Raw genomic sequence first — 25,437 nt, 5'->3', positions numbered from 1 at the left:
GTTATAAAGCGATTTAGTTCGCTTCAACGAAGAAAGGTTCCATACTGATGGTTGCATTATTTGATGAACAGTGGAAATCTGTATATGTTTTGCCACGCTCAAGGGTATAGCACGCATCGATGAAATCATCATCATCAGTATATATAGAATCAGGCATTGCAGTAATAACACGGTTCGTGATTTCTGCAACGGCTGCGGATGGTGCCCAACCTGCCAGTGTGCCTGCTGCACCGACAGCGGTGACCAGTACTTTGACCAGATCTTTATAGTTTGTGCCTGAATCATGCTCATACATCAGCATATCAACGGCACGGTAGTTATATTTTGACCAGTTGATCACGATCTGATTCGGATAATAATCTGTTTTTTTGTAATCCAGATAAGGCATTTCAACTGCAATGACCTGAGGTTCGTTGCCAGTCAGAACACCTGTAACCAGGCTGTAAGCTTCCGCCGGGCCTTTGATCCAGTTTTCATGCACATCTTTTGCTCTGACTTTGGTTAATTTAGTTGAATCAAAGCCGGTTGCTGCACTTGCCTGAGTGCTTAACAGAGATTCAAGTGAAGCTTTTTTCTGTAAGCCGTTTTTCTGTAAAAGTGTATTCAGTTTTGTAACACTGTCTTTCATGGCGTAGTAGCCGTTGTCATCAACAACAAGCACAGGGACACTTGGCTCCTGATCAACATCCAGTGACACTTTTTCGCCGCTGAGATTATAACCTTCGATTTCAGTCCATGATGCTTCATCGCCAGATGGCGGATAAGCCACAATCAGATCAGACATATCATCACTTAAAGCACGGTCTGAAGGCAAGTATAACCACATTTCAGTTGTCGTTCCGATAGACTGGGTAGAAAGAACGCTTTGAGACGACAAAAATGTATTTACCAGGACCGGAGTATGTGATCTTTCGATCTGTTGAACTTGCTGATTTAAGTTTGCTGAAGCATTTAACTGGGACGCCAACTGTTCTGCAATCACATCTTTATCGACTGCAAATGCACTGACGGATGCAAGAGAAGCCGCAGTACACAATGCGACTGATATAGTTTTTTTTAGTTTCATAATTTCTCCAAATAGTTGAATAATATATGACCCACTGTTCATATATTATCCAAACCATATCATGATGATTTTTTTACTGTAAAGTGTTTGATGGGAAGCAGAGAAAATGCAAAATTTATCAATTTAGTTGCATATTAAGTGGGAGTCGAATTGGCGTTATATACTGTATATTTTACTTTTACAATATTTAATTCTGATAGCTATTCAGTGATTCAGCTCAAATATATGGAACTAATATCTCATCAAGTGTGTAAGCATCAGTCTGAGCAACATTGATTTTGCGAATATACCCAAACAACCTGAAGATGCAGGTTGCTTGGGTATATAAGCTATTTTAGTGGATAGCGGGAGTGCTCAGGTTGTTTGTACTGTTATTAAGCGCAACGGAGCGTGCTGCGCTTAAATTTTTCAACTATTTGGATAGACTGTGAAACCGGTTCGAAGGTTAATTGGCATCGACGAAGAATGGTTCCATGTCGAATTTCACATTCTGAGCGGCGCAAATTTTATCTTTATAAGTTTTACCTTTCAGCATGGTATAGCAGGAATCAGCAAAATCGTCCTGATCGGTGTACCATGAATCAGGCATTGCCGCGATAACCCGGTTGGTGATTTCTGCAATTGCGCTTGCTGGCGGCCAGCCGGCAAGAGAACCTGCCGCACCTACTGCTGTAACCAGGGCCTGTACGATTTGTTTGTAGTTTGTATCATTGTCATGCTCATAGAACAGCATATCAACAGCCGCATGATCATAGATTGACCAGTTAATGAAGATCTGATCCGGATAATAGGTTGTTTCGTTATAATCCAGATAAGGCATTTCTACGGCAACGATTTGTGGTTTGTTTTTTGATAACACACCTGTAACCAGCGCATACATTTCAGCCGGGCCTTTTAACCAGCTCTCTTTGGTATCTGCGAATTTAATTTTCGTGATCTTAGATGATTCAAATCCGGTTGCCGTTGCTGTCGCTGCTGTCGTAACTGAAGGTAATGGCATGTCTTTTTGCAGACCATTTTTTTTCAACATCTTATTCAGGTTGCTGACCTTACTCTTCATTGCATAATAGCCATGATCATCAATCACAACGACAGGCACGTCCGGTGCATTGTTCACATCCAGCTGAACTTTGTCACCATCCAGAGAGTAGCCTTCTGCTTCGGTCCAGCTTTTCTCATCGCCAGCCGGCGGATATGACACAACTAAATCTGACATGTCATCGCTCAGGGCACGATCTTTTGGCAGATACAACCACATTTCTGTCGTGTTACCAACTTCTTCTTTAGCCAGCTTGTGTTCAGTATTTAAAAATGTGTTAACAAGAATAGGGGTGTGTGATCTTTCAATATTCTGAACTTCAGTATTTAAATTTGCCGATGCGTGTAGCTGAGAAGCGATCTGTTCAGCAATCGCTGACTTATCAATTGCGAAAGCCTGAAGAGATGTGAGCGCAGCCGCTGTACAAAGTGCTGTGGATAGCATACTGTTTATTTTCAACATAATATCTCCAAATATCAATTGTTGAATGAGGGTATAGCCACATATGAAACTGATTTTATATGTGGTGTGATATGAAATTAATTGAACTATAGTGAAATGTAAAGACAGCGATGTATTCAGCGTTCAGGACCATTATGTAAATTATTATTTACATAATGGTCGTTTTGTCAGGAACTGAAAAATTTAACCCCGGCACAGATTGTGTCGGGGTTCGCGGAAAACGGAAGGAAACTTATACAGGAAAAGGATTAGGAGAGTTCAATTAACTTCTTGATTAGCTTATCTATCCCGGCAGCAGCTTCGGAAACATTACCTGCCAGCATGTAAGCCGGTGTAGACAGTACGTGAAAGCGTTCGTCATAGACAATGTCATCGACAGAACATTCAACATGCTCTCCACCCATTTGATTAAATGCCGAGGATGTATCCGGATCGATGCCGATAGTCCCCCTCACGCCCTGTTCATAAATCATAGGGATAATTGTCGGGGCAATGCACAGATATCCGGCTGGTTTTCCGGTGTGTGCGAAAGCCCGGCAAACCGATGCAACATAAGTATTGATACTGCACTGGGCGCCATTGACAGCAAAGTCGGTTAAATTTTTTGCGACACCAAATCCACCGGGTATCAGCAAGGCATCATATTTTTCCGGATTTAATGTTGCCAGATCTTCGATCTCTCCTCTGGCGATCCGGGCGGCTTCAGTCAGTACATTTCTTGTTTCGCCGGTGACTTCACCGGTTTTGTGATTGATGACATGAAGCTGGTCAATATCAGGTGCAAAGCAGTGCCAACTGCCACCATGACGTTCAATTGAGAGCAGAGAAAGAATACTTTCGTGGATTTCTGCACCATCAAATACACCACAACCACTTAGAATAACGGCTACTCTTTTCATTTTTAATCCTTTTTCATTTCTTAGAACTGTTGATCTTTGATGCTTTCTTATAACAAAAGTTGCCCGGTTCAGATTGCTCTGTATTGTAAAATTTCAGCGGAGAACAACGGGCTTCAGTGTATATACCCAAACAACCTGAAGATGCAGGGTTCAGTGAGATTTGTCTGGCTTTGAGACAAGGCACTGATTTGAAAACATAGTCATTCTACGTTGAAAATCAGTCACGCTGTATCAAAGCCAGACAAACTCACCCGAAGGGCGTGAGCTGAAAGGCACATTTCTGCGTCAAGAGAATTTGAAAGGTGGGTACATTCCTGCATTCCCTTTCCTTGAACTGCACCTTTCGGCTGCACGCTGAATCATGCATCTTCAGGTTGCTTGGGTATATACGAGAAGTGTAGCATTATCCTGGTTGCAGGATAAAAAAGAGAGGTTTTTGTGAGCAGGGTATAAAAAACAGATCAGGTCAGGCTGCGGGTACAGAAATACCCCGGGGCAGGGAATCCCCGGGATAGATTGAAGCAAATTACAGAGATAATTTACCGTTACCTGCATGTTTTTTCAGATATGCTTCCATGTTTTTCGCTTTGTGTAGTGTATAGCTGTAAGGGACACTCCAGCCAACATTACTTGATGGGGCACATTTTGACAGGCTGACAGTTTTACCGTTATAAAGTGAGCCGCTATCAACCAGTGAGCTGTTATTTTTCTTCACGTCAACAAATTTACACAGCGTTTTCAGCTTGGTGATGCCGTAGACATTGTTTTCTGAACGAATAGATCCCTGTTGTCCAAGACCATAACCCGCTTTAAAGGCATATTCATTTGCTTTGGCATTTCCTTTAAATACGTTGTTATAAGAGTGAACTTTACCGAATCTGACCCGTGGTGTGCGCTGTTCGATTTTGTGGAACATATTATCAGCCAGTGTGATGCGCAGGTGACCTTTATCTTCTTTGCTGTTGCTTGCGCTGTGACCAATCAACATGGTTTTGTTGTGGTTTTTAAAGATGGAGTAAGAAACAGTGACGAAGTCACTTCCATGTTTGATATCCAGCTCACCATCATGCTGAACATAAGGCCAGCCATTTTTAGTTTTGTATTGCGAATCAGTGAACGAGCCATCATCAAAAGTCATATGGTCAACCCAGACATTTTTAGATTTGATAATGTTCATGCCATCCCATTCAGCATTCCATCCGTCACCTTTTTCAAAGTGAGGTGCCACATCAACAGGAGATTCGACATATAAATTCCGGACAATGACATTACTTACACTTTTAATGATCAAAGAACCTTTTTTAAATCCGGAGTTGCTGGTGATACCGATGATAGTGGTATTTGAAGGAATGTATAACTGTGAACGTTTTTTCTGATCGTTAAAGCTTGAGTATGCTTTGCCGCCACTGACATCAATAATGCCTTTTACCTGAATGATCCGTGGCTGACCCTTGTTTGCTTTCAAAGCAGATTTAAACTGGCTGATGTTTTTGACAGTGTAGATATTTTTGCTGCTGGCTTTAGCGCCGCCGGTGGTGCCTCCGTTTTGTGTTGCAAAGCCGATAGACGCAGGTTCAAGCGCAGTGTTTGATGCAAGAGAACCAGCCATTGCTGGTGTAGCAATTACACCAGCTAAAACTGCACTGATCGCTAATCCAAGAGATGATTTATAAACTGCTTTTAATTTCATTTTTCATTTCTCTATAGTGTATTTGACAGACACGTATATCCAGCTATTTATGAAGCAATAACCTCAGATTCTGGGGGGATATACCATTTATTGTTAAATGCTTTTGGTAAACCTATTAATTAAAATAAATTTACACCCGTACTATTTATGCTTTTATCTTTACGCTAACATTTTTTGATTTGCTAGGTTTCTATATGATGGCTTTGTATTATTTAAATAACATCTATTACCAAATTGAAATATTGTTTCAAAACCACGATGTCAATTTATATTGCATTAATTTACATGTCCAGAAAAATAAGATGAGGAATATATTAGATTTAAGAATAAATATTTTTAAATTATATTTTTATATTCTAAAGAGTGAAAGAAGAGTGATTTCTATCAATAAAAACAAGCTGTAAGACAGAGTTTATTGTGTTTTTGAAAACATAAGTTCCATTTTTATATGAATAATTATGCTTAAATGGTGGGAGTTGAAATGAATAATTATTTACCTTGAAAATGTAAAATCCTGTTTTTATATAAATATCAAATGAATATTATTTTGTATTATAAGTAGATAATATGTTTACATAGATAGAATATAAGCCTAATTAATAAAATTATTTTTTAGAGCTTATATTCTAAATTTATGTTTAGTTTAGTTTAATTTAAGTAATTAATCTAACTGTTTTATGATTGCCTTAATATCAGCTGGCTTTCCATGATAGGCTGACGATGTATTAATCACATCGGCTCCGGTTTTTGTATAAGCTTCAATGTTTTCACTGTTAATGTTACCGGTTGCAATCACAATAATGTTTTTATTTATATGTTTGGCTTCTTTCACAAAATCGGTAGTTGACTGGATATCAAATTTATCAAGCTGCACAAAATCAATTCCTGCGTGAACCAGCTGAATACCAGTTTCAAAAGAATGAGCTTCTGCTCCCACTTTTTTTTCTATAACCTTTGCCTTTATTTCCGGTAGTTGCTCAATAAAGATATTAAAGCCACCAAGCATTGCCATATGTTCACCGAATACCAGCACTGTTTCTGAAAGTCCGAGCCGGTGTGGTACGGCACCACCGCAGATGATGGACTTGATTGCCAGCTTTTTGGTGCCGGGGATGTTTTTTCTGGTGGTCGCGACCGTGACTTGCGGATTAATGCTTCTGGCTAAACTGACCATGTGATGTGTCCGGGTTGCCACACCCGAAAAATATTCCAGGATCTTACTGCATGTTCTCCATGCAATCTGAATCGCAGAAGACATGCCTTCTGCATGCAGAAAAGACTCGCCGGGCTGAACGATAGTACCCGATGGCTGAAAGTGAGTTACAGTCAGATTCAGTTTTTTCAGGATGGTGACGACTTCCTCCACAGCACTAACCATAGTCAGATGTCTGGCCTGAAAAGTGATGGCGGCCGGTTGATCCTTCAGTGAAAGTGCCAGCGATGTGAGATCTACCGTCGAGATATCTTCTTCCAGTATTTTTTCTACTTCAGCATCAGAGATATAAAAATTCATCGTATTTCCTCATAGGATTTCTGATTTTCAGAGATGGTGAACATCAGTTACCCGCGGGTATAAACGCATTGACCATGAACATAAGTTCGGCGGATAACCCGGTCATCTCCGAGTATCATGAGTGCAAATAATTTTTCAGCAAAAGTCCTGGCTTGCTTTGTTCGCTGTTCAAGCAGTGGAAATGCAGAGAAATCCAGCTCGACAAAGTCAGCCTCAGTGCCGGGATTCAGGTTCCCGATTTTATCAGACAGGCGCATTGTGACGGCCGCCCCCTGCGTACATAAATACAGTGCTTCAAGAGGATTCAGGTTCTGCTGTTGCAGCTGCAAAATTTTGTATGCTTCTGCCTGATTGGTCAGCAGACTCAGGCTTGTGCCTGCGCCGACATCACTGGCAATTGCGACCGGAATATTTTGTGCTTTGACATCAAAATAGGGGAACAACCCGCTACCGATAAATAAGTTCGATGTCGGACAAAAAATGACTCCGGCCTGTTCACGCTGTAAAACCTGATATTCTCGGGGTTCAAGGTGAATACCGTGGCCGAATAAAGCACGCTCCCGGACCAGCCCGTATTTTTCATATACCCCGAGATAATCCGGACATTCCGGGAAGAGTGATTTCACCCATTCAATCTCATTCACATTTTCACTCAGATGAGTCTGAATAAAGGTGTCCGGATATTTTTCTGCCAGCTGACCTGCTTTTGCCAGTTGTTCCGGTGTGCTGGTTGGAGCAAAACGCGGGGTGATGGCATATAATGCACGGCCCTGATGATGCCACTGTTCGATAAGCTGTCGGGTTTCAGTAAACCCGGTTTCCGCGGTGTCTTTAAGATTATCAGGACAGTTGCGATCCATCATCACTTTGCCGCAAATCATCCGGGCCTGATAACTTTCCGCGGCATTGAAAAACGCGTTCACCGATTCCGGATGAACGGTTGCAAATACACTGGCTGTTGTGGTGCCGTGAGCAAACAGTTGTTGCAGGAACTGCCTGGACTGAGCTGCGGCATAGTCATTGCGGCAAAATTTTGCTTCTGTGGGGAATGTGTATTCATTCAGCCATTCCAGTAATTGGGTGCCATAACTGGCGATCATTTCCATCTGGGGATAATGAACATGACTGTCGATCATGCCTGGAATCAGTAGTCCTTCATGCCGGATAATGCCGGGTAATACACAGGAACGTTCTTCCTCTGACAGATGGTTCAGAAATATTTGTGCATCCAGTAACTGTGTGATCATGCCGTTTTCAGTGATCAAAATTCCGTCTTTCAGATACTGGTGATTTTGTGCCGGATCGGACGTTGCTGCGGGAAAATGTAAGATTTCACCACGGTGTATGGTTTGTTTCATAGCTTTGCCATTTTACAGCTCAGAAAGGCGCTGTGATTGAATAATTTGAAAAAAACAGGGTGATTATACCCACAGACCGGACCTGATTGCGGTCCGGAGATAAAACATCAGCTGACGGTATAAAGTTTGATGAAGCTATCGATAGCCCGGTCGACCACCTGCTGGATCTTGTCATCGTCAGGCTGGTCAATAGCTCCGAACTCGTAAGGCTCAACCAGCTCTGCGTCAATCAAAGCCTTGAGCTGTGCTGTGGCAATGTGTGTATCGCACAAAATCAGGTTACCTTTATAAACTTGCGAAGAAAGAAAACGTTCGACCGTTTTCCAGCCGGTTTTCGGGCCGTTTTCATAGAAAAAGCGTCCAATATCTGAACGTTCTGACTCAGATAAAGCCAGTTTACGAATCGCGGTGACTTCGGGGCTCAGAATTGCCTTCAGATAGATAAAACCGATGTTATTTAAGGTTTCTTTAATCCCTTCATTTTCGCTGTCTTTATCTGATAGGTCATGAAAGGCATCGACAAGCTGATCGGAAATTGAGGAACGCATCACGGCCAGAAAGATGGCTTCTTTGGAATTGAAATAATTGTAGAGTGTTGCTTTTGAACCACCGAGTTTCTTGGCAATAGCAGACATTGACGTTTGTTCGAACCCCTGTTCAATAAAGGCTTCTTTTGCTATATCCAGAATGGCCTGACGACGAGCTTCGCTTTTTACCCGCATGAATAACTAACCCCTGACTGAGAAAAACCGAAAGAGTTTCGCTTGACTTCATGTTTCTGTCAAGAGTATAACTGTACGGTACGGTTTAGTTATGAAATGAAATATACAACAAATATGATAAAGGCAATACATGATGAATAAGCCAGTTTTGCTAACGGGAATGACGCTAATCGCAAGCGTGCTCTTGCTTAGCGGGTGTATGGCACCGCCAGATGGGGCGCTGAAATCCGTAAAAACAGCAGATGAAGCAGGGTATACAAAAACATTTCAGGAAATTTCAGCCATTGACTGGCCGGGAGATCATTGGTGGACACGTTATCAGGATCAGCAGTTGAACCAGCTGATTGAATCAGCGCTGGCTGATTCTCCGGCAATGGCGCAGGCACAGGCCCGGCTGAAAAACTATCAGGGTATTGCACGGCAGGCCGGCGCACTGAAAAAGATTCAGGCCGGGTTGTCTGCAAATGCGTCCCAGACAAAAATCAGTTATCACTATCAGGCGGCAACACCGCCGCAAAACTGGAACGATTTTGGCTCCGTGACGCTGAACTTTTCTTACGATTTTGATTTCTGGGGAAAAAATAAAGCCACTGTTGCAGCAGCCGTTTCAGAGCTGGCTGCCGCGAAAGCAGAGCAGGCTGCAACCCGTCTGATGTTGTCAACCTCGATCGCGCAGGCTTATGCGGAGCTGGCAAGATTATATGCCAATGAAGATACAGTGAATGCAGCAGTACATGTCAGACGTAAGACAGCAGAACTGCTGACCAGACGATATCGTAACGGTCTTGAAACCAAAGGGGCTGTGAGTCAGGCAAAGTCGGCCGTGGCAAGTGTTGAAGCTGAACTGTTGAGTATCAAAGAATCAGTACAGCTGCAGAAAAATGCGATTGCTGCGTTGGTTGGCCATGGCCCGGATATGGCACTGTCGATCTCCCGGCCGGTGGTTCATCTATCAGCAACATTTGGGTTGCCTGAAGATGTTGGTGTCGGGCTTCTCGGACACCGGCCGGATGTTTCAGCAGCCCGCTGGCAGGCTGAAGCCGCTGCTCAGAGAATTGGTGTTGCCCGGGCTCAGTTTTATCCCGATGTCAGTATATCGGCTTTTATCGGGTATCAGGCTTTTGGTCTGGATAACCTCTTTAATACCGGCAATGACGCCGGCAGTATCAGCCCTGCAATTTATTTACCCATTTTTTCCGGTGGCCGTCTTGAAGGTCAGCTGACATCTGCACAGGCAAGATATGAGATGGCGGTCGGGCAATACAATCAAACCTTGATCCGTGCATTACATGATGTGGCTGATGTCGTGACCAGTACGAAAGCACTCGATTCGCAAATCGAAAAATCCGGTCAGGCGGTTGAGGCTGCAAGAGAGGCACATCAAATCGCGAGTAACCGCTATCAAGGCGGACTTGCAACTTATCTGGATGTGTTAAGTGCTGAAAATGCATTGATTCATAGTGAAAGAGCATTAGTGAATGTTCGTGCCAGAGCCTTTTCACTGGACCTGTCACTGATTCACGCTCTGGGAGGCGGATATCAGGCAGAAAAACATTAGCCCCTCATTTCACGGTTAGTTTTACAATGTAAGGAATTAAATAGATGAGTCATACCAACGAAACAGAACAAGTTGATCAGCATGAGTTTGATCAGAAAAAAGCCTCTCAATCCCGCAAGAAAGGATTTATCGGATTAGTTGCCGTGGCGTTGATGGCTGCCGGAGGATTTGGCAGTTACTGGTACCTGATTGGTTCCCGCTATGTGTCAACGGATAATGCTTACTCAGCGGTTGAAATAGCATCAGTAACCCCGGCCGTCGGCGGCATTGTGTCTCAGGTGAATGTCATTGACACACAATACGTGAAGAAAGGTGACGTACTGGTCGTCATCGATGATACTGACGCCCGTCTGGCGTTGCAGCAGGCCAAAGCAGATTTTGCACTGGCGAAACGACGGGTCAGAAGTTACCTCGCGAATGACGAAGGTTTGACTGCTTTGGTCGATGCCCGGTCAGAAGATGAAAAACGGACACGCGCACAGCTGGCTTCTGCTCAGGCCAGTTTTGAACAGGCGAAAATTGATCTGCATCGACGGGAAGAGCTGGTACGTTCCGGATCGGTTTCGGGCGAAGAGCTGAGCAATGCAAAAACAGCATTTACTCAGGCTGAAGCACATCTGAATGCAGCAAAAGCGGCGGTAAATCAATCGGTTGCAAATCGTCTGTCCACTATTGGCAATCAAAAAGCGAATCAGGCGCTGATTGACAACACAACTGTAGAGACAAACCCGGAAGTGTTGCTGGCAAAAGCCCGCTTTGAACAGGCTCAGATCAATCTGCAAAGAACAGTGATACATGCGCCGGTCAGTGGCGTGGTTGCAAAGCGCCAGGTTCAGATTGGCCGTCGTATTCAGCCGGGTGAACCATTAATGACGGTTGTACCTTTAAGCCGGATGCATGTTGATGCCAACTTTAAAGAAGTTCAGTTATCCCATGTTGAAGTTGGGCAAAAGGTTGAACTGAAGTCAGATCTTTATGGTGACAGTGTCACTTATCATGGTGTTATTACCGGTCTATCCGGTGGCACCGGGTCTGCGTTTTCGATGATACCTGCGCAAAATGCGACCGGTAACTGGATTAAGGTGGTCCAGCGGTTACCTGTACGGATTGAGCTCGATCCAAAAGAACTGGCAGCTTATCCGCTTCAGGTTGGTTTATCGATGGAGGTGACAGTTGATACGCAATCGCAGGTGACAAAAGAAAAGCTGGCACAGTACAGAATGGCAGCGGTGAGCGAACAGGGTTAGAGGTGATAAAAAATGAGTCTAGCTGATCAACAGAGACAGCCTCAGCCATTAACCGGATCTGCACTGTTTGTCGGTGTCATATGTCTGGCTATGGCAAATTTTCTGGCGATACTGGATACCACGATTGCCAATGTCTCTATTTCTAATATCGCCGGGAGTCTGGGGGTTTCAACCAGTCAGGGAACTTATGTGATTACATCATATGCAGTTGCTGAAGCGATATCCGTACCGTTAACCGGCTGGCTGTCTTCCCGGTTTGGTTCTGTCAGGGTTTTTGTCACCTGTTTTGTATTTTTTGGTGTATTTTCTTTATTGTGTGGCCTGGCAAATAGTATGACAACACTGGTGATGTGCAGGGTCATGCTTGGTTTCTCCGGAGGCCCGTTGATGCCGTTGTCACAAACTCTGATGATTCGTATTTTCCCGAAAAATAAAAGTCATACTGCAATTGGTATCTGGAGTATGACCACTCTGGTCGCACCGATCACGGGGCCGATTATCGGAGGTATGCTATGTGATCATTACAGCTGGCCGTATATTTTCTTTTGCAAAGTCCCTTTTGCACTGATTGCTGGGTTTGCCTGCTGGCAGCTTTTGCGTAAGTTTGAGACAAAAACTGAAAAATCCCGGATTGATGTTGTCGGATTAGTAATGTTGGTTGTCTGGGTGGCTGCACTACAGATTATGCTGGATGAAGGAAAAAATCTCGATTGGTTTGAGTCCAACAAAATTATTATGCTGGCGATTATTGCTGCGGTCGGATTTGTTGCCTTTTTGATTTGGGAGCTGACAGAACGAAACCCTGTGGTTGACTTACGGGTATTCCGTCACCGTGGATTTTCAATGTCGATGATAACACTTTCACTTGGGTTCGGTTCTTTCTTTTCGATTGCGGTAATTACACCACTGTGGCTGCAAATCTATATGGGATATACAGCAACCATTTCTGGTTTTGCCACTGCATTTATGGGAATTCTGGCCTTTTTTATGGCGCCGGTCATTGCGGAAGTATCCAGCCGGTTTGACGCGAGACCTTTTGTCTTTGTTGGTGTGCTGTGGCTGGGGATATGGACCTTTGTCCGTAGTTACGCCAATCTGGATATGACTTTCTTTCAGATCAGCTGGCCTATTTTTTTCCAAGGAATCGGGATGCCACTGTTTTTTGTTCCGCTGACAGGTATTGCTCTGGGATGCGTCGGGGAGCGGGAAATATACTCAGCCGCCGGGTTGATGAATTTCATCCGGACATTATCCGGCGCTTTTGCAACATCAATGGTGAATACCTCCTGGGAAAAAGAAACCCGTTATATTCACTCGGAACTTGCCGGTTTAACTGACCAGCATGGTGTTGCCACTCATGCAATGCAGGCAGGCGGAATGTCGCTGGGTCAGGTGAGAAGTTCCATCGACTGGCTTGTTCAGAAGCAAAGTGTGATGGTTGCCACAAATCAGCTTTTTATGGTTATTGCTGTTATTTTCATCGTGGCTGCATGTTTTATCTGGCTGGCCCCAAAACCGAAGCATGCGGTCGATGCTTCTGCATCTCATTAAATTTGACTAATGATAGCCTGAACCGCCCTGTATCAGGGTGATTCAGGTGTATTGAATGTGTTTTATTTCTATTGCCCCCATTGATTAGTCCTCCTCAATAATTGCTCCGTTTCAACGCACTAAACAGTGTTTTTTTCCTTATTAATCAATACGTTTGATATCAAAAGTTATTGAAAATTATCTCTTGATAAAGTTAACTATTGATATGATTATTAGCTTAAGTATTGTTTATTTTTTATACATTAGAAATATTCAAGCAGTATGAATCAGGGACTATACACTTAAGTTATGTGAGATGGTGTTTATATCCGGAAATCCATAAAAATTTTTATATTGTGATTAGGATATGTGTTGCTTTTTCATTTAGTTGGTCAGGAGCTCACTATGCAATGGGTTAAAAATCGTTCGGTTACAACTAAGATGGTATTTCTTGTCAGTGTCATGTTAATGCTTACGATCATGCTTTCTGTATTCGGACTGGCAAAGATGAACAAAATTTCCGATGAGATTAAAGAGGTTGCTCATCAGCACATCCCTTTGATACAACTTATCAGTGATGTCACTGTGAAACAGTTGCAGAGTACTTTAATTGTGGAGAAAGCATTACGGGCTTCTGATTTTGCGAAAACGATTGAGCAGGCTGAGGTTCACGAGCTGAAGCAGGTCTTTCACCAGCTTTCGAATGGATTTGATCAGGAAATACTTGAAGCCAAACAGTTGCTGGATGATGCCGCAGAGCATTCGACAATGCAAAATATCCGGGAACAAGAGAAAAGATTATCTGATCAACTGGTGAGGATCATGCAGCTTCACCAGCATTATGAACAGTCTGCCGGAGAAATTCTTGATGCAATTCTTGCACAGGAAACCGGAGAAATGCTGACTTTAAAAGCAACGGAGCTTGAAAGGCAGCAGGAGGATCATAATCAGGTTCTCGCCACATTCCTCAGGCAGGTTGAAAACATGACTCAATCAGCAGTTAACACCACGGAGCAGGAAGAACAAAATGCGATTATCGGGATGCTGTTATTGATGCTGATTGCTTTGGTTGCCGGGATCTTTATCGGACTTTGGATTAGCCGGCAAATCGTTCGCTCGCTCAGTCATGCATGCTATGTTGCAGAAGAAATGGCACAGGGCCATTTTGATGTAGATATCCGTGTTGAAGGACGTGACGAAGTCGGCCGGGTATTAAGGTCGATGAAGCTGATGGCCGAATCTTTGGGAGATGTGGTTGGGAAAGTGATGAGAAGCGCGGATACGATTGCTGCGGCTGTGACTGAATTGTCTGTTGTTGCTGTCAGAAACAGTGAATCGGTTGAAGAGCAGCAGCAAAACACAGAACAGGTTGCAACCGCCATGACTCAGATGGCGGCAACAATTACTCAGATTGCAGCCAGTGCAGAAGGTGCATCAGAGACCTCTCACCGCGCAGACAAAAGTCTGCAGAATGGTTGTCAGACAATGTCCCGGACAGAATCTATTTCCGGAATACTGGTTGAGAGTGTCGGTACATCAAATCATCTCATCACCGATCTGCAGAAGAGTACAGAAAAGATTCAGGATTTTGTTTCGGTGGTGAATGGTATTGCCGAACAAACAAATTTACTGGCGTTAAATGCCTCAATTGAAGCCGCGAGAGCCGGTGAGCAGGGCAGAGGGTTTGCGGTTGTTGCGGATGAAGTCCGGGCACTGGCTTCACGAAGTCAGGAAGCGACTCAGGAAATTGATTCTTTAATTGAGTCTCTGGTTTCAAATGCCGGAGATGCTGTGAGTTCCATCGGACAGAGTGGTGAAAGGGTGGCTGAAACATCTGATTTAATCCTTTCAGCAAAAGGTCAAATGGACGTGATTGCGCAGGCTCTGACTGAATTAAGTGATGGCAATACGCAGGTTGCTGCAGCCTGTGAAGAGCAGTCTGTTGCTGCTGAGCAGATCAGTCAGAACATGGTGCATATCCGGGATGTGGGGCACTCGGTATTATTGAGTGTGGATGAAACCAAACGGGCCAGTGAAGACTTGTCCAGACAGGCCGATGATTTACGGGTGTTGATGTCTAAATTCAGGGTGAAACACGCCTAACACTCAAAAATGGTACTTCTCCGGAGTGCTGACTTCAGCCCGGTGCAGGAAATCTGAATCAGATGATTGTGCCGGTATCCGGACCATCTTAATCCGGACACCTTTGATTCATTTTCGTTACCGTCTGCCTGTCCGGAATATTCAACTTTATCAGCGGGTTTTTCACAGCATTCTATTCTGAAAGTGTCCGTGTCTGTTGATGCCTGACGGGATATTTCCTTTATGTAACCTATTGTATTATCGCAGAAACAGGCGCATGATATTTGGTGTTTTTCTAGTGATGAATGGTTATTGAAGGAGAGTAATGAAGATGAAAGCCAGTTTTGTGATTCTTGTGGCCGGGGTCATGCTGGGGTCAGCTGCGGCACATGCAGATGAGGCAGTTATCGCTGTTGCGAATAATTTTTTTGGACCCATGAAAGAGCTTCGTCAGGACTTTGAATCAGTTTCTCCGCATCATTTATCAATCAGCACTGGCTCGACCGGTCAGCTTTATGTCCAGATTATCCAGGGGGCCCCTTTTGATCTGTTTTTTGCCGCAGACACCATTCGCCCACAGAAATTACTGAAAGCAGGGCAGGCGTTTAATGAATTTACTTATGCCAAAGGCACCCTGGTTTTATGGTCTGAACATCCGGACCTTCAGGCAAAACAAGTTTTATCTGCAGGCAAATATCATCATTTGGCTATTGCAAACCCTAAAGTCGCACCTTATGGCGTGGCGGCGAAAGAAACACTGGAAAAAATGGGGATGTACCAGCATGTTCAGGACAAACTGGTCATGGGCAAAGGACTGAACCCGACTTACCAGTTTATTGTGACCGGGAATGCTGAGCTGGGGTTTGTTGCCAAGTCTCAGGTGTATAAAAATCATTACCGGACAGGTTCATACTGGGAAGTTCCCCGTAACTATTATTCAGAAATTAAACAGGATGCGGTGACGCTGCCTTCCGGCGTACACAATCAGGCCGTTCAAGCATTTCTGGAATATCTTCAGTCCGATCGGGCGCAAGCCATTATCAAAAATTACGGATACGCGGCTGGCAATAGCTAAGCGGTTATTCATAGAAATACTCAGGTTGGAAAAGGTGTGTTGTTGTGGGAATTGATACGCTGGTCATTGTAACAACGTTAAAACTAGCCGGTGTGGTGACCATTTTTCTGCTACTGTTGGGAATACCGGTCGCGTGGTGGCTGTCTGGCACAGAGTGTCGTTATAAAGGTGTGATCGAAACTATTCTGTCCTTACCTTTGGTTTTGCCACCAACGGTTTTAGGTTTTTATTTACTTATCTTATTCTCACCAACGGGACTGATTGGCCATTTACTACAGGAAATGCATCTGGGGCAGCTGCCTTTCTCTTTTGCAGGCATTGCTGTGGCCTGTATTATTCACTCTTTTCCGTTCGTGCTACAACCATTAAAAAACTCCTTCCAGGCGATTGGTCAGTTACCGGTGGAAGTCGCCGCGACATTAAGGGCGTCACCGGTTGATCGCTTTTTTTCCGTGATTTTGCCTTTGGCATGGCCTGGTGTGTTTTCAGCAGCGATTATGGGTTTTTGTCATACGCTGGGTGAATTTGGTGTAGTGTTAATGATTGGCGGAAATATTCCCGGAAAGACAAGAGTGATGTCCGTTGAAATCTATAATTATGTTGAAGCGCTGGAGTTCGGAAAAGCGCATATGCTGGCTGGCGGACTGGTGGCTTTTTCATTTATTTCCCTCCTGATCATGCATTGGATGAACCGTAAATACCAATATCAAACGAGGTCAGTTTGAACGATATTCACGCACAATTTTCAATTGATTATCCTGATTTTTCTTTAGCGCTGAATCTGAAGTTACCTGCCAGCGGTATTACCGTTTTATTTGGCCCTTCCGGATCAGGAAAAACCACCTGTCTGCGAGCCATTGCTGGTCTGCAAACCCTGAAGTCCGGTTATTTATCTGTTGCCGGGGAAGTGTGGCAGTCTGTTGAACCGCCGGTGTTTGTGCCGACACATCAACGGGATATTGGCTATGTTTTTCAGGAAGCCGGACTATTTCCTCATATGTCGGTAAAGAAAAATCTGGAGTATGGCTACCGACGAATTGCACCGGAAAAGCGCAAAATTTCCGTGAATGAAATCTGTCAGCTGATTGGAATTGAACACTTGTTTGACCGATCGGTGCATTTGCTCTCAGGTGGTGAGAAGCAACGCATTGCGATTGCCAGAGCGTTGCTGACCTGTCCGAAACTGTTGCTGATGGATGAGCCATTGTCTGCGCTGGATGTTGGACTGAAAGCCGAAATTCTGCCTTATTTAGAAAAGATTCATACTGAGCTATCGATTCCTGTTATTTATGTGACTCATTCGGTCAAAGAACTTGCCAGACTGGCTGACTATGTTGTGCTATTCAATCAGGGACAGGTGGTGGCCAGCGGAAATGCTCAGGAGATCATGTCTGATCCGCAATATGCGGATATATTTGGCGATGAAGTCGGAAGTATTTTTGATACCAGGGTAATAGGGCATCATCCGCATCACTTAACCGAGCTGGATATGGATGGTGTGACTATCCGGGTTCCGGGTCATGCAGGTTTTGCTTCGCAACAGTATCGCTGCCGGATTCTGGCTTCTGATGTCAGCCTGACATTGCAGGAACCGGAACAGACAACCATGTTGAATCGCTTACCTGTGGTGATTGATATGATTGACATGCATCACAAAGGAGAAGGGCAGGTAATGGTGGTGTTAGTGCTGGAAAACGGAGCCCGGCTGCTGGCCCGGATTACGCTGAAATCTTGTATCGATTTAAACTTGCATCCGGGCATGCATGTCTGGGCCCAAATCAAGTCAGTTGCTCTGTCTTAAGGTATTTTCTCAGGAAGCTGTTCGGCTGTTTTTTCAGAAAACTTCCGGATTATCGATGTACTCCGGAAGTTTTCTGACAATGAGTCTGGCTGTTTAGTTGTAACGTCTGGCCATATATTTCGGCTGAATAAAATTGTCAGTGTTTAAAATCTGGTTCAGTTCTTCTTCTGTCAACAACTGCCTTTGAAGGACCACTTCCCGGACTGACTGGCCGGTTTCAGCACATATTTTTCCGACAATATCACCTTCATGATGTCCGATATAAGGGACAAGGTAAGTGACAATACCGATGGAGTTGAATACATAGTTTTCACAGGCGGTTTGATTGACTGTAATGCCATCGATACATTTCTCCTTCAGTGTCTGGCATGCCTGTGAAAGTAGTCCGACTGACTCAAACAGACATTGCGCAATGACAGGTTCCATGACATTCAGCTGTAGCTGACCTGCTTCGGCTGCAAAAGCAATGGTCGTATCATTACCGATAACTTTAAAGCTAATCTGATTCACCACTTCAGGAATCACCGGGTTGACTTTTGCCGGCATGATTGAAGAGCCTGCCTGCATTTGGGGCAGGTTGAGTTCATTGAGACCGGCACGGGGGCCGGAAGAGAGCAGGCGCAGATCATTACAGACTTTGGACAGTTTGATAGCCAGTCGTTTTAATGCGCCATGAATCATCACATAAGCCCCACAGTCTGATGTGGCTTCAATTAAATCTTCAGCCGGAACAACCGGTAAACCGGAAACTTTTGCCAGATATTTGATTGCTGACAACTGATAACCCGGTGCGGTATTGATGCCGGTACCAATTGCAGTTGCGCCCAGGTTGACTTCAAGCAGGAGTCTGGAGATATATTTAAGATTGGTAATTTCTTCAGCCATTGTTACGGCCCATGCATGAAATTCCTGCCCGACGGTCATGGGAACAGCGTCCTGAAGCTGGGTTCGTCCCATTTTCAGAACCGAAGAAAAATCATCCGCTTTATGCTTAAAACCCTGTATCAGGTTATCGATATGCTGAATGAGATCTTGTGTGCTGTTGTAAACCGCGATTCTGAACCCGGTCGGGTAAGCACAATTGGTTGACTGACTTTTGTTCACGTCGTCATTGGGATGAATGAACTGATAGGCACCCTTAGGTTTTTCCATCAACTCCAGTGCAATATTTGCAATGACTTCATTGGTGTTCATATTCAGCGATGTTCCGGCGCCTCCCTGGTAGAGGTCAATCGGAAACTGCCCCAGATATTTGTCGCTGCCCAGAATTTGATCACATGCTTCGATGATATAGTGCGCTTTTTCTTCTGGTATCACACCAAGTTCACGGTTCGCCAGCGCTGCCGCTTTTTTGGTCATCACCATTCCCTGCACTAATGCCGGTACATCTGATATCCGGGTGTTTGATAAGGAGAAATTCTCAATTGCCCGCAATGTATGAATGCCATAATAAGCATCATAAGGAATTTGCTTTTCACCGAGTAAATCTTCTTCAGTCCTGGTTTTTCCTGTATTGCTGATCGGTTTTTCTGAAACTTGTGTTTCTGATAGCGGCGCCATCATAAAAGGTTCCTCAATTTATCTTCATGACCAATGGTGATTTTGATAAGAACCCGTTCTTTAGAAAAATGGCCTGAAATCAGCTTCAGGCTAAAGCTTCAGTTATATCAGTAGATACTGATGCTGAATGGTTAAATTACCAAGCTTTCTGCTCAGAATGTATTTTGTATTTGTGTTTTTAATTCATGTTAAACGTTTGCTATTTATTTCCTGTCTAACATTATGGTGATTTTAGTGTTTTTTAAGTAATCAAATCAATATAATAATTGAATAAATTTAAAATTATTTAATTATTCGCATATGTATGAATTTTTATGGGAAATTCAGAATAAAATATGGTGAATTATGAATTAAGCCTGTTAATCCGCAGATTAACAGGCTTGAAGCTGACTTAACGCCATTCATCTTCAGAAAAGTAGATATGCTCCAGAGTTTCATCCGTCAGCGGTTGCTCCATAAATCCCTGAAGTTGTTCTAACTGTTTCTCTAAGCGATTGACTGTTTGTTCATCACCTTCGGAACATGCAACATAAATTTGTTGCTCAAGTGATTCAATACGATCTTTGATGCTCATATTGCCCCTCCTGTTATACCCAAACAACCTGAAGATGCAGGTCTCAGAGCCTGACAAACTCTCCCGCAGGGCGAGAGCTGAATCATGTATCTTCAGGTTGCTTGGGCATATATCCTAATGACAGTGTAGTCAAAATGGTAAAGAGTCAGAAATTTTTATTGGCAGAACATATGCAATTATTATTGTTACCAGTTGTTGTTAGTATTTTTGTGAATACTTTCGAACCCTGCTGTGGCGGCAGATTAACCACTTGATAAGACTCTGATTATGAAGTGTCCAAACAATTTGTTTTTTTGCAGATAGGGCTTTCCTTTTTCTTCAGTTATGGCATAGTAGCCACATCTTATCGATGCGCGGGCATCGTATAATGGCTATTACCTCAGCCTTCCAAGCTGATGATGCGGGTTCGATTCCCGCTGCCCGCTCCAAATTTCTCCTTCTGTAAATATTCCGAAATATCACGTTTTCTTTCTTTTTGTATAATATCCGTGCTAATTATTTTTGTAACATATCGAACATGTATTTCGACAGCTTTGTATCAATAGCTGGTCTTTTCATATAAAAAATCTCTTTTTCTGGTTCTGCTGAACAAAAATTTTTCGTTTGATAACCCTGTAAATCACTTATTCAGGTTGCTTGGGTATACAAAAATTGAATATCCAGAGTATGTTATAGATTATATTTATCATATTTAAACTGGGTGCCTGTTCAGTTATTTATTAAGGACGCCATTCAGTATCATGCTGAAAAAACCGGAATCAGCTGATATACCCAAACAATCTGAAGATGCAGGTTTCAGTGCCTTGTCTCAGAGCCTGACAAACTCACCCGCAGGGCGTGAGCTGAAAAGCACATTTCTGCGTCAAGAGAATTTGAAAGGTGGGTACATTCCTGCATTCCCTTTCCTTGAACTGTCCCTTTCGGCTGCACGCTGAATCCTGCATCTTCAGGTTGCTTGGGTATATATGATTTAAAGATAAGGTAAAACTATCAGCCTTACTTTTGACATCAAAGACTTGGTATGAATATTTAAAATGAGTCCTGTATATATCCAGTGAAATAGAAGAAATACTTACCGGAGTTATGTTTCGTCAGCGTCTTGTGATAGTAAAGCAATATTTATGTCAATAATTACTTTTCGTAGTTATCGTACAGGTCAAATAATGATAGATTAATCACCAAATTCGGAAAGACTTACGCAAAATGAAGACTTAATTACTGATAACCAAGACATTATAGGGCTGTATTGTTGTTTTTTTTGTTAGTAAATATTCATCTTAAAGAGGATTGTGTCTCAAAATCATAATTTTTTCATAATTTCTTATGGTTTTTCTTATAATTTAATAAAATCATATGTGAAATTTTAATCACAAATTATTTCAACAATAAATCAGGTAATCTATTATGGATACGTTTTTTCAGTTAGTCAGAATGACCAGTCTGGCGCATCCTGAAATGAAAGTGTACTTGGATGTGATCGAAGAAGAAGCTGAAAAGTATGCGGAGACTTCATTAATTTCCAGTATTGAACGGGTTTGTAATGAGTCTCAGCTGATGAATGAGCTATTTACAGAAGATGAGCGTGTCCTTTGTGAAATATTTTTAATTTCTCAGATACAGCATAACATTGTTCATTAATTCCTTTGCATACCGGATCATTCAATCACTGATGAGATAAAAATTCAGGTCTGTTTTTATTCTCAGTTTTAATCCCACTCAGAGAGCGCGCTGAACGAGCAGATATGCTTGTTCAGCTTCATCACTTGTGTGTTAGTGTTGGTACCGGAAGTTTCTGCCGGTCGTTATTTGTAGGGGTATTTCATTTGTTGTCATTCTGTCAATACGCCATTTCAGGTGCATTACAAAAGATGTTCTGAGCAAGATGAAGGACGATCTGTAGTGCAAATTTTTTTTCAGTGAAGCCAGCATAGAACCAAGTCATGCGACAGCAGTTATGATTACCGGGCAAAACTGTATCGTCAGTCAGATCCAGTGCATGGTTTGATATTTCCGGTCCGATCATTTCCCCCGGGTAATTTTCCGGAACTTTTAGGTAAGCCAGCAATACCGCTGATAACATAAAATAATATAAGCGATGGAATTATGAACTGAAAATTTTGACTGATAATGTATTTGATTGTTATTAAATATTGAATGATAAACTACGGCGAAAATATGCTTATAATATTTTTCATGATTCTTACGAAGAATAAATGAATAATTAAAATTATTGCTTTGATCTTTTATCAGGTAATATCAGTTATATACTTGTGTTTTTGTTTTGTTATATAAAGATGATATATTAAATTTTTTTAATGTGAGGTGCTAAAAATGAAGTCATCGAATATTATATTGCATCATGATGATTTACTTTATGTGATCTGGTTAATAGATAAATACTAATCATGAATAAGTAATAATAAGATATTTAAGATAGACATTGCTGCTTCTTTCTTGTATTTTCTTTCTGTTTTATAATTTCAGGATTATAACCTTTGATGTTTTAACTCATCAGCATATCGATTGTGACTGAAATATGATTCAGAATGCATTCAATACGCTATAACCGTTCAAGTTATATGTATATTGTTTGTGTTTCATATGAGGTCGTTGCGATTCATTGTCGCTGTATGACTGAATTTCAAATGTTCACATCGCATGGATTGCTCCCAATAAGATAACTAAAAACAGAGCTGATTTTTGATGAAAAACATAGAAACTAAATGGTTAAAAGATTTTCTTACACTCGCAGAGCTGAAAAACTTTTCCCATGCTGCAGAAGCCCGGAATGTCACGCAGCCAGCTTTCAGCCGCAGGATTAAGTCTCTGGAATCAGAATTGGGGCTGGAACTGGTTGACAGGACCAAAACGCCCATCGAATTAACCCTGGCAGGAAAACAATTTAAAACCAGCGCCTTGTCACTTCTTCATCAGCTGGATGAGGAAGTGAAGCGGTTATCCGGGAGTTTTTTTGCGGGGTGCCATACGGTTCGTTTGAGTGCTGTTCATTCGATTGCGATTACATTACTCCCCAAACTTCATTCTTGTCTGTTTCATCCTGAGCAGGAGACCCGTTTATCGGTTGTAGCAAATGAAGTGGAAGATGCGGTTGAGCTGTTAGTCGATGGCAAGTGTGATTTTCTGTTTTCTTTTTACGAAGATAAGTTGCAGGTTGCGCCATATCGTTCCATTCACCTGGGCCGGAGCTATTTATATTGTGTTTCGGCGGTTGATTCAACCGGGAACGCATTATTTGATTTATCAGATGATGAGGATGTACCGTGTCTGGACTATACGCCTGAGAGTTATATGGGTAGAATTATTCAGCGGACGAACAGTCATCTGACCTCAAATTCGGTTTGTTCTTCTTCCATGACAAATTTTATCAAGGCGTTAGTCTTACAGGGGAAGGGTATTTCCTGGTTACCCGATTATACGATTCGTGAAGAGCTGGAAACCGGCCGGTTAAAAATATTGAAGGAAAGAGAGCCAGTACCGATTGATCTGTATATTTATCGCTATTACTCCCGGTTACATGAGTCCTGTGAAGCCATTTGGAATGAGTTGAATAAAATCTGCCCGATAGAAGATTTGAACGGAGAATCCCTTTTAGCCGGAAAAAATCATTTCAATGAGTGATGAAAGAAAAAGGCTCCGGGCCAGGATGCTCAGAGCCTGTAAAGGGCTATTTGTATAATGCTGCGGTGTATTTAGGATGCATCAGATTCCTGACGGAAAAGATTTCATCAAGCTTTTCTTCTGAGAGCAGCTTGCGGGATAAGGCAACATCCCGGACACTCTGGCCTGTTTCAGCACAGATTTTTCCGATAATATCGCCTTCATGATGACCAATCAGCGGGTTCAGATAAGTCACAATACCGATGGAATTCAGGACAAAGTTTTCACACACTTCTTTATTGACTGTGATGCCGTGAATGCATTTGTCAGCAAGATTGGTGCATGCGTTACTTAGCAGGGAAATAGATTCAAAGACAGCCTGTCCGATCACCGGTTCCATGACATTCAGCTGTAGCTGACCTGCTTCGGCAGCGAATGTCACTGTGGTGTCATTCCCTATGACTTTAAAGCAGACCTGATTCACAACCTCAGGAATGACCGGATTCACTTTGGCCGGCATGATGGATGAACCTGCCTGCATTTCAGGCAGATTGATTTCATTCAGTCCGGTCCGGGGACCAGATGACAGCAGGCGCAGGTCATTACACATTTTTGAAAGTTTAACCGCTAAACGTTTCAGGGCGGCATGAACCATCACATAAGCACCACAGTCTGATGTGGCTTCGATCAGGTCTTCCGCTGGCTCACAGTTCAGGCCTGTAAATTCAGCCAGATATTTCACCGCCAGCGCCTGGTATCCATCGACAGCATTGAGACCGGTGCCAATCGCTGTTGCGCCAAGGTTGACTTCAAGCAGCAAAGCTGCAGTATGTTTCAGGTTTTTCTCTTCTTCTTTTAATAAGGTGCTGAAAGCATGAAACTCTTGTCCGACTGTCATCGGGACAGCATCCTGGAGCTGGGTTCGTCCCATCTTCAGAATATCTTTATATTCCACACTTTTATGGTTCAGGACAGAACGCAAGTGCTCAACTGAATCCAGCATATGGATAATACTGTTGTAAACTGCAATGCGGAACCCGGTTGGATAAGCACAGTTTGTTGACTGACTTTTATTGATGTGATCATTTGGATGAATGATGTGATAAGCACCTTTCGCACACCCTTTGAGCTCGAGGGCGATATTTGCGATCACTTCATTGGCATTCATGTTGACTGATGTACCGGCTCCGCCCTGATAAACATCTGAAATAAACTGATCCATGCCTTTTCCGGTGGAGAGCATCAGGTCACAGGCCTGCATAATGTATTGACCGATATCTTCCGGGATTGTCCCAAGCTCCATATTCGCTTTTGCAGCTGCTTTTTTCGTAAAAACCATGCCTCTGACAAGCTCCGGGATGTCAGAAACGGTTGTCGACGAAATATTAAAATTTTCGGATGCACGTAATGTATGAATACCGTAATACGCAGAAGCTGGGAGGTCGCGTTGACCCAGAAGGTCTTCTTCAACACGAATATCATTAGAAATTCCGGACATAGGAGGCTACCTTTTTGATTATTATTCATTCCCTTCCAAGATGTTATTTTTAGTTCAGAAAGTGAAATGCTTTAAATACAGAGACAATGCATTTATTGCATAGAAGATAGAGGGCTGGGTATTGCTTTTCATATCGGTTTGTTTG

General features: G+C 42.9%; 19 protein-coding genes and 1 tRNA gene. 10 read left to right on the top strand and 10 right to left on the bottom strand.

Features of this window, described 5'->3' with window-relative positions:
- Positions 1 to 13: 13 nt before the first annotated feature.
- The 7 genes from OC443_RS22455 to OC443_RS22425 form a co-directional block, all read right to left on the bottom strand.
- Positions 14 to 1,066 (bottom strand): DUF3103 family protein, encoded by a 1,053-nt coding sequence (locus OC443_RS22455; RefSeq protein WP_159440408.1) that lies wholly within the window; start codon positions 1,064 to 1,066, stop codon positions 14 to 16.
- A gap of 445 nt (positions 1,067 to 1,511) precedes the next feature.
- The gene (locus OC443_RS22450) at positions 1,512 to 2,567 is read right to left on the bottom strand and encodes a DUF3103 family protein (protein ID WP_073586741.1); all 1,056 of its coding nucleotides are present in this window, start codon (positions 2,565 to 2,567) and stop codon (positions 1,512 to 1,514) included.
- 248 nt (positions 2,568 to 2,815) lie between these two features.
- The gene (gene elbB, locus OC443_RS22445; RefSeq protein ID WP_073586740.1) at positions 2,816 to 3,466 is read right to left on the bottom strand and encodes an isoprenoid biosynthesis glyoxalase ElbB; all 651 of its coding nucleotides are present in this window, start codon (positions 3,464 to 3,466) and stop codon (positions 2,816 to 2,818) included.
- A 526-nt stretch (positions 3,467 to 3,992) separates the two neighbouring features.
- Complete coding sequence (locus tag OC443_RS22440; protein ID WP_073586739.1) at positions 3,993 to 5,156, bottom strand: pectate lyase family protein; 1,164 nt, start codon at positions 5,154 to 5,156, stop codon at positions 3,993 to 3,995.
- Between the two features lie 661 nt (positions 5,157 to 5,817).
- Positions 5,818 to 6,669, bottom strand: coding sequence for a ModD protein (modD, locus tag OC443_RS22435; RefSeq protein ID WP_073586738.1), 852 nt, complete (start codon positions 6,667 to 6,669; stop codon positions 5,818 to 5,820).
- A 47-nt stretch (positions 6,670 to 6,716) separates the two neighbouring features.
- Positions 6,717 to 8,027 carry a guanine deaminase gene (guaD, locus tag OC443_RS22430; protein ID WP_073586737.1) on the bottom strand — a complete coding sequence of 437 codons (1,311 nt, stop codon included), beginning with the start codon at positions 8,025 to 8,027 and terminating at the stop codon, positions 6,717 to 6,719.
- Positions 8,028 to 8,134: 107 nt separating this feature from the next.
- Positions 8,135 to 8,749 (bottom strand): TetR/AcrR family transcriptional regulator, encoded by a 615-nt coding sequence (locus tag OC443_RS22425; RefSeq protein ID WP_073586736.1) that lies wholly within the window; start codon positions 8,747 to 8,749, stop codon positions 8,135 to 8,137.
- Positions 8,750 to 8,879: 130 nt separating this feature from the next.
- On the opposite strand from OC443_RS22425, the gene OC443_RS22420 reads away from it, so the two are divergent.
- The 7 genes from OC443_RS22420 (at position 8,880) to modC (ending at position 18,042) form a co-directional block, all read left to right on the top strand.
- A complete protein-coding gene (locus tag OC443_RS22420) occupies positions 8,880 to 10,307 on the top strand; it encodes an efflux transporter outer membrane subunit (RefSeq protein WP_073586735.1) in 1,428 nt (475 codons plus the stop codon).
- A gap of 44 nt (positions 10,308 to 10,351) precedes the next feature.
- Positions 10,352 to 11,554 carry an HlyD family secretion protein gene (locus tag OC443_RS22415; RefSeq protein ID WP_073586734.1) on the top strand — a complete coding sequence of 401 codons (1,203 nt, stop codon included), beginning with the start codon at positions 10,352 to 10,354 and terminating at the stop codon, positions 11,552 to 11,554.
- A 12-nt stretch (positions 11,555 to 11,566) separates the two neighbouring features.
- Complete coding sequence (locus OC443_RS22410; RefSeq protein WP_073586733.1) at positions 11,567 to 13,105, top strand: DHA2 family efflux MFS transporter permease subunit; 1,539 nt, start codon at positions 11,567 to 11,569, stop codon at positions 13,103 to 13,105.
- 384 nt (positions 13,106 to 13,489) lie between these two features.
- On the top strand, positions 13,490 to 15,187 hold the full coding sequence (locus OC443_RS22405; RefSeq protein WP_073586732.1) for a methyl-accepting chemotaxis protein: 1,698 nt from the start codon (positions 13,490 to 13,492) through the stop codon (positions 15,185 to 15,187).
- A 310-nt stretch (positions 15,188 to 15,497) separates the two neighbouring features.
- The gene (gene modA / locus OC443_RS22400; RefSeq protein ID WP_234976492.1) at positions 15,498 to 16,241 is read left to right on the top strand and encodes a molybdate ABC transporter substrate-binding protein; all 744 of its coding nucleotides are present in this window, start codon (positions 15,498 to 15,500) and stop codon (positions 16,239 to 16,241) included.
- Between the two features lie 44 nt (positions 16,242 to 16,285).
- On the top strand, positions 16,286 to 16,966 hold the full coding sequence (modB, locus tag OC443_RS22395; RefSeq protein ID WP_073586730.1) for a molybdate ABC transporter permease subunit: 681 nt from the start codon (positions 16,286 to 16,288) through the stop codon (positions 16,964 to 16,966).
- Positions 16,963 to 18,042, top strand: a complete 1,080-nt coding sequence (gene modC / locus OC443_RS22390; protein ID WP_234976491.1) for a molybdenum ABC transporter ATP-binding protein — start codon at positions 16,963 to 16,965, stop codon at positions 18,040 to 18,042. Before modB ends, modC begins: the two co-directional genes overlap by 4 nt.
- 93 nt (positions 18,043 to 18,135) lie before the next feature.
- On the opposite strand, the gene aspA (OC443_RS22385) is transcribed toward modC, so the two are convergent.
- Positions 18,136 to 19,602 (bottom strand): aspartate ammonia-lyase, encoded by a 1,467-nt coding sequence (gene aspA / locus OC443_RS22385; RefSeq protein WP_073586749.1) that lies wholly within the window; start codon positions 19,600 to 19,602, stop codon positions 18,136 to 18,138.
- 391 nt (positions 19,603 to 19,993) lie between these two features.
- Positions 19,994 to 20,176 carry a hypothetical protein gene (locus tag OC443_RS22380; protein ID WP_073586728.1) on the bottom strand — a complete coding sequence of 61 codons (183 nt, stop codon included), beginning with the start codon at positions 20,174 to 20,176 and terminating at the stop codon, positions 19,994 to 19,996.
- A gap of 353 nt (positions 20,177 to 20,529) precedes the next feature.
- Between OC443_RS22380 and OC443_RS22375 the strand changes: the two genes are divergently transcribed.
- The 3 genes from OC443_RS22375 to OC443_RS22365 all read left to right on the top strand — a co-directional run bounded on the left by OC443_RS22375 (position 20,530) and on the right by OC443_RS22365 (position 23,815).
- Positions 20,530 to 20,604, top strand: a tRNA-Gly gene (locus OC443_RS22375).
- Between the two features lie 976 nt (positions 20,605 to 21,580).
- Entirely contained in the window at positions 21,581 to 21,814 is a 234-nt protein-coding gene (locus tag OC443_RS22370) for a hypothetical protein (protein ID WP_073586726.1), read from the top strand.
- 1,065 nt (positions 21,815 to 22,879) lie between these two features.
- Positions 22,880 to 23,815 (top strand): LysR substrate-binding domain-containing protein, encoded by a 936-nt coding sequence (locus OC443_RS22365; protein ID WP_073586724.1) that lies wholly within the window; start codon positions 22,880 to 22,882, stop codon positions 23,813 to 23,815.
- Positions 23,816 to 23,861: 46 nt separating this feature from the next.
- On the opposite strand, the gene aspA (OC443_RS22360) is transcribed toward OC443_RS22365, so the two are convergent.
- Entirely contained in the window at positions 23,862 to 25,292 is a 1,431-nt protein-coding gene (gene aspA, locus OC443_RS22360) for an aspartate ammonia-lyase (RefSeq protein ID WP_073586723.1), read from the bottom strand.
- Positions 25,293 to 25,437 lie beyond the last annotated feature (145 nt).

Source organism: Vibrio quintilis, assembly GCF_024529975.1.
Taxonomy (GTDB): Bacteria; Pseudomonadota; Gammaproteobacteria; order Enterobacterales; family Vibrionaceae; genus Vibrio; species Vibrio quintilis.
Note: the sequence above shows the minus strand (reverse complement) of the source record. Positions and strands in the feature narration are given on the sequence as shown.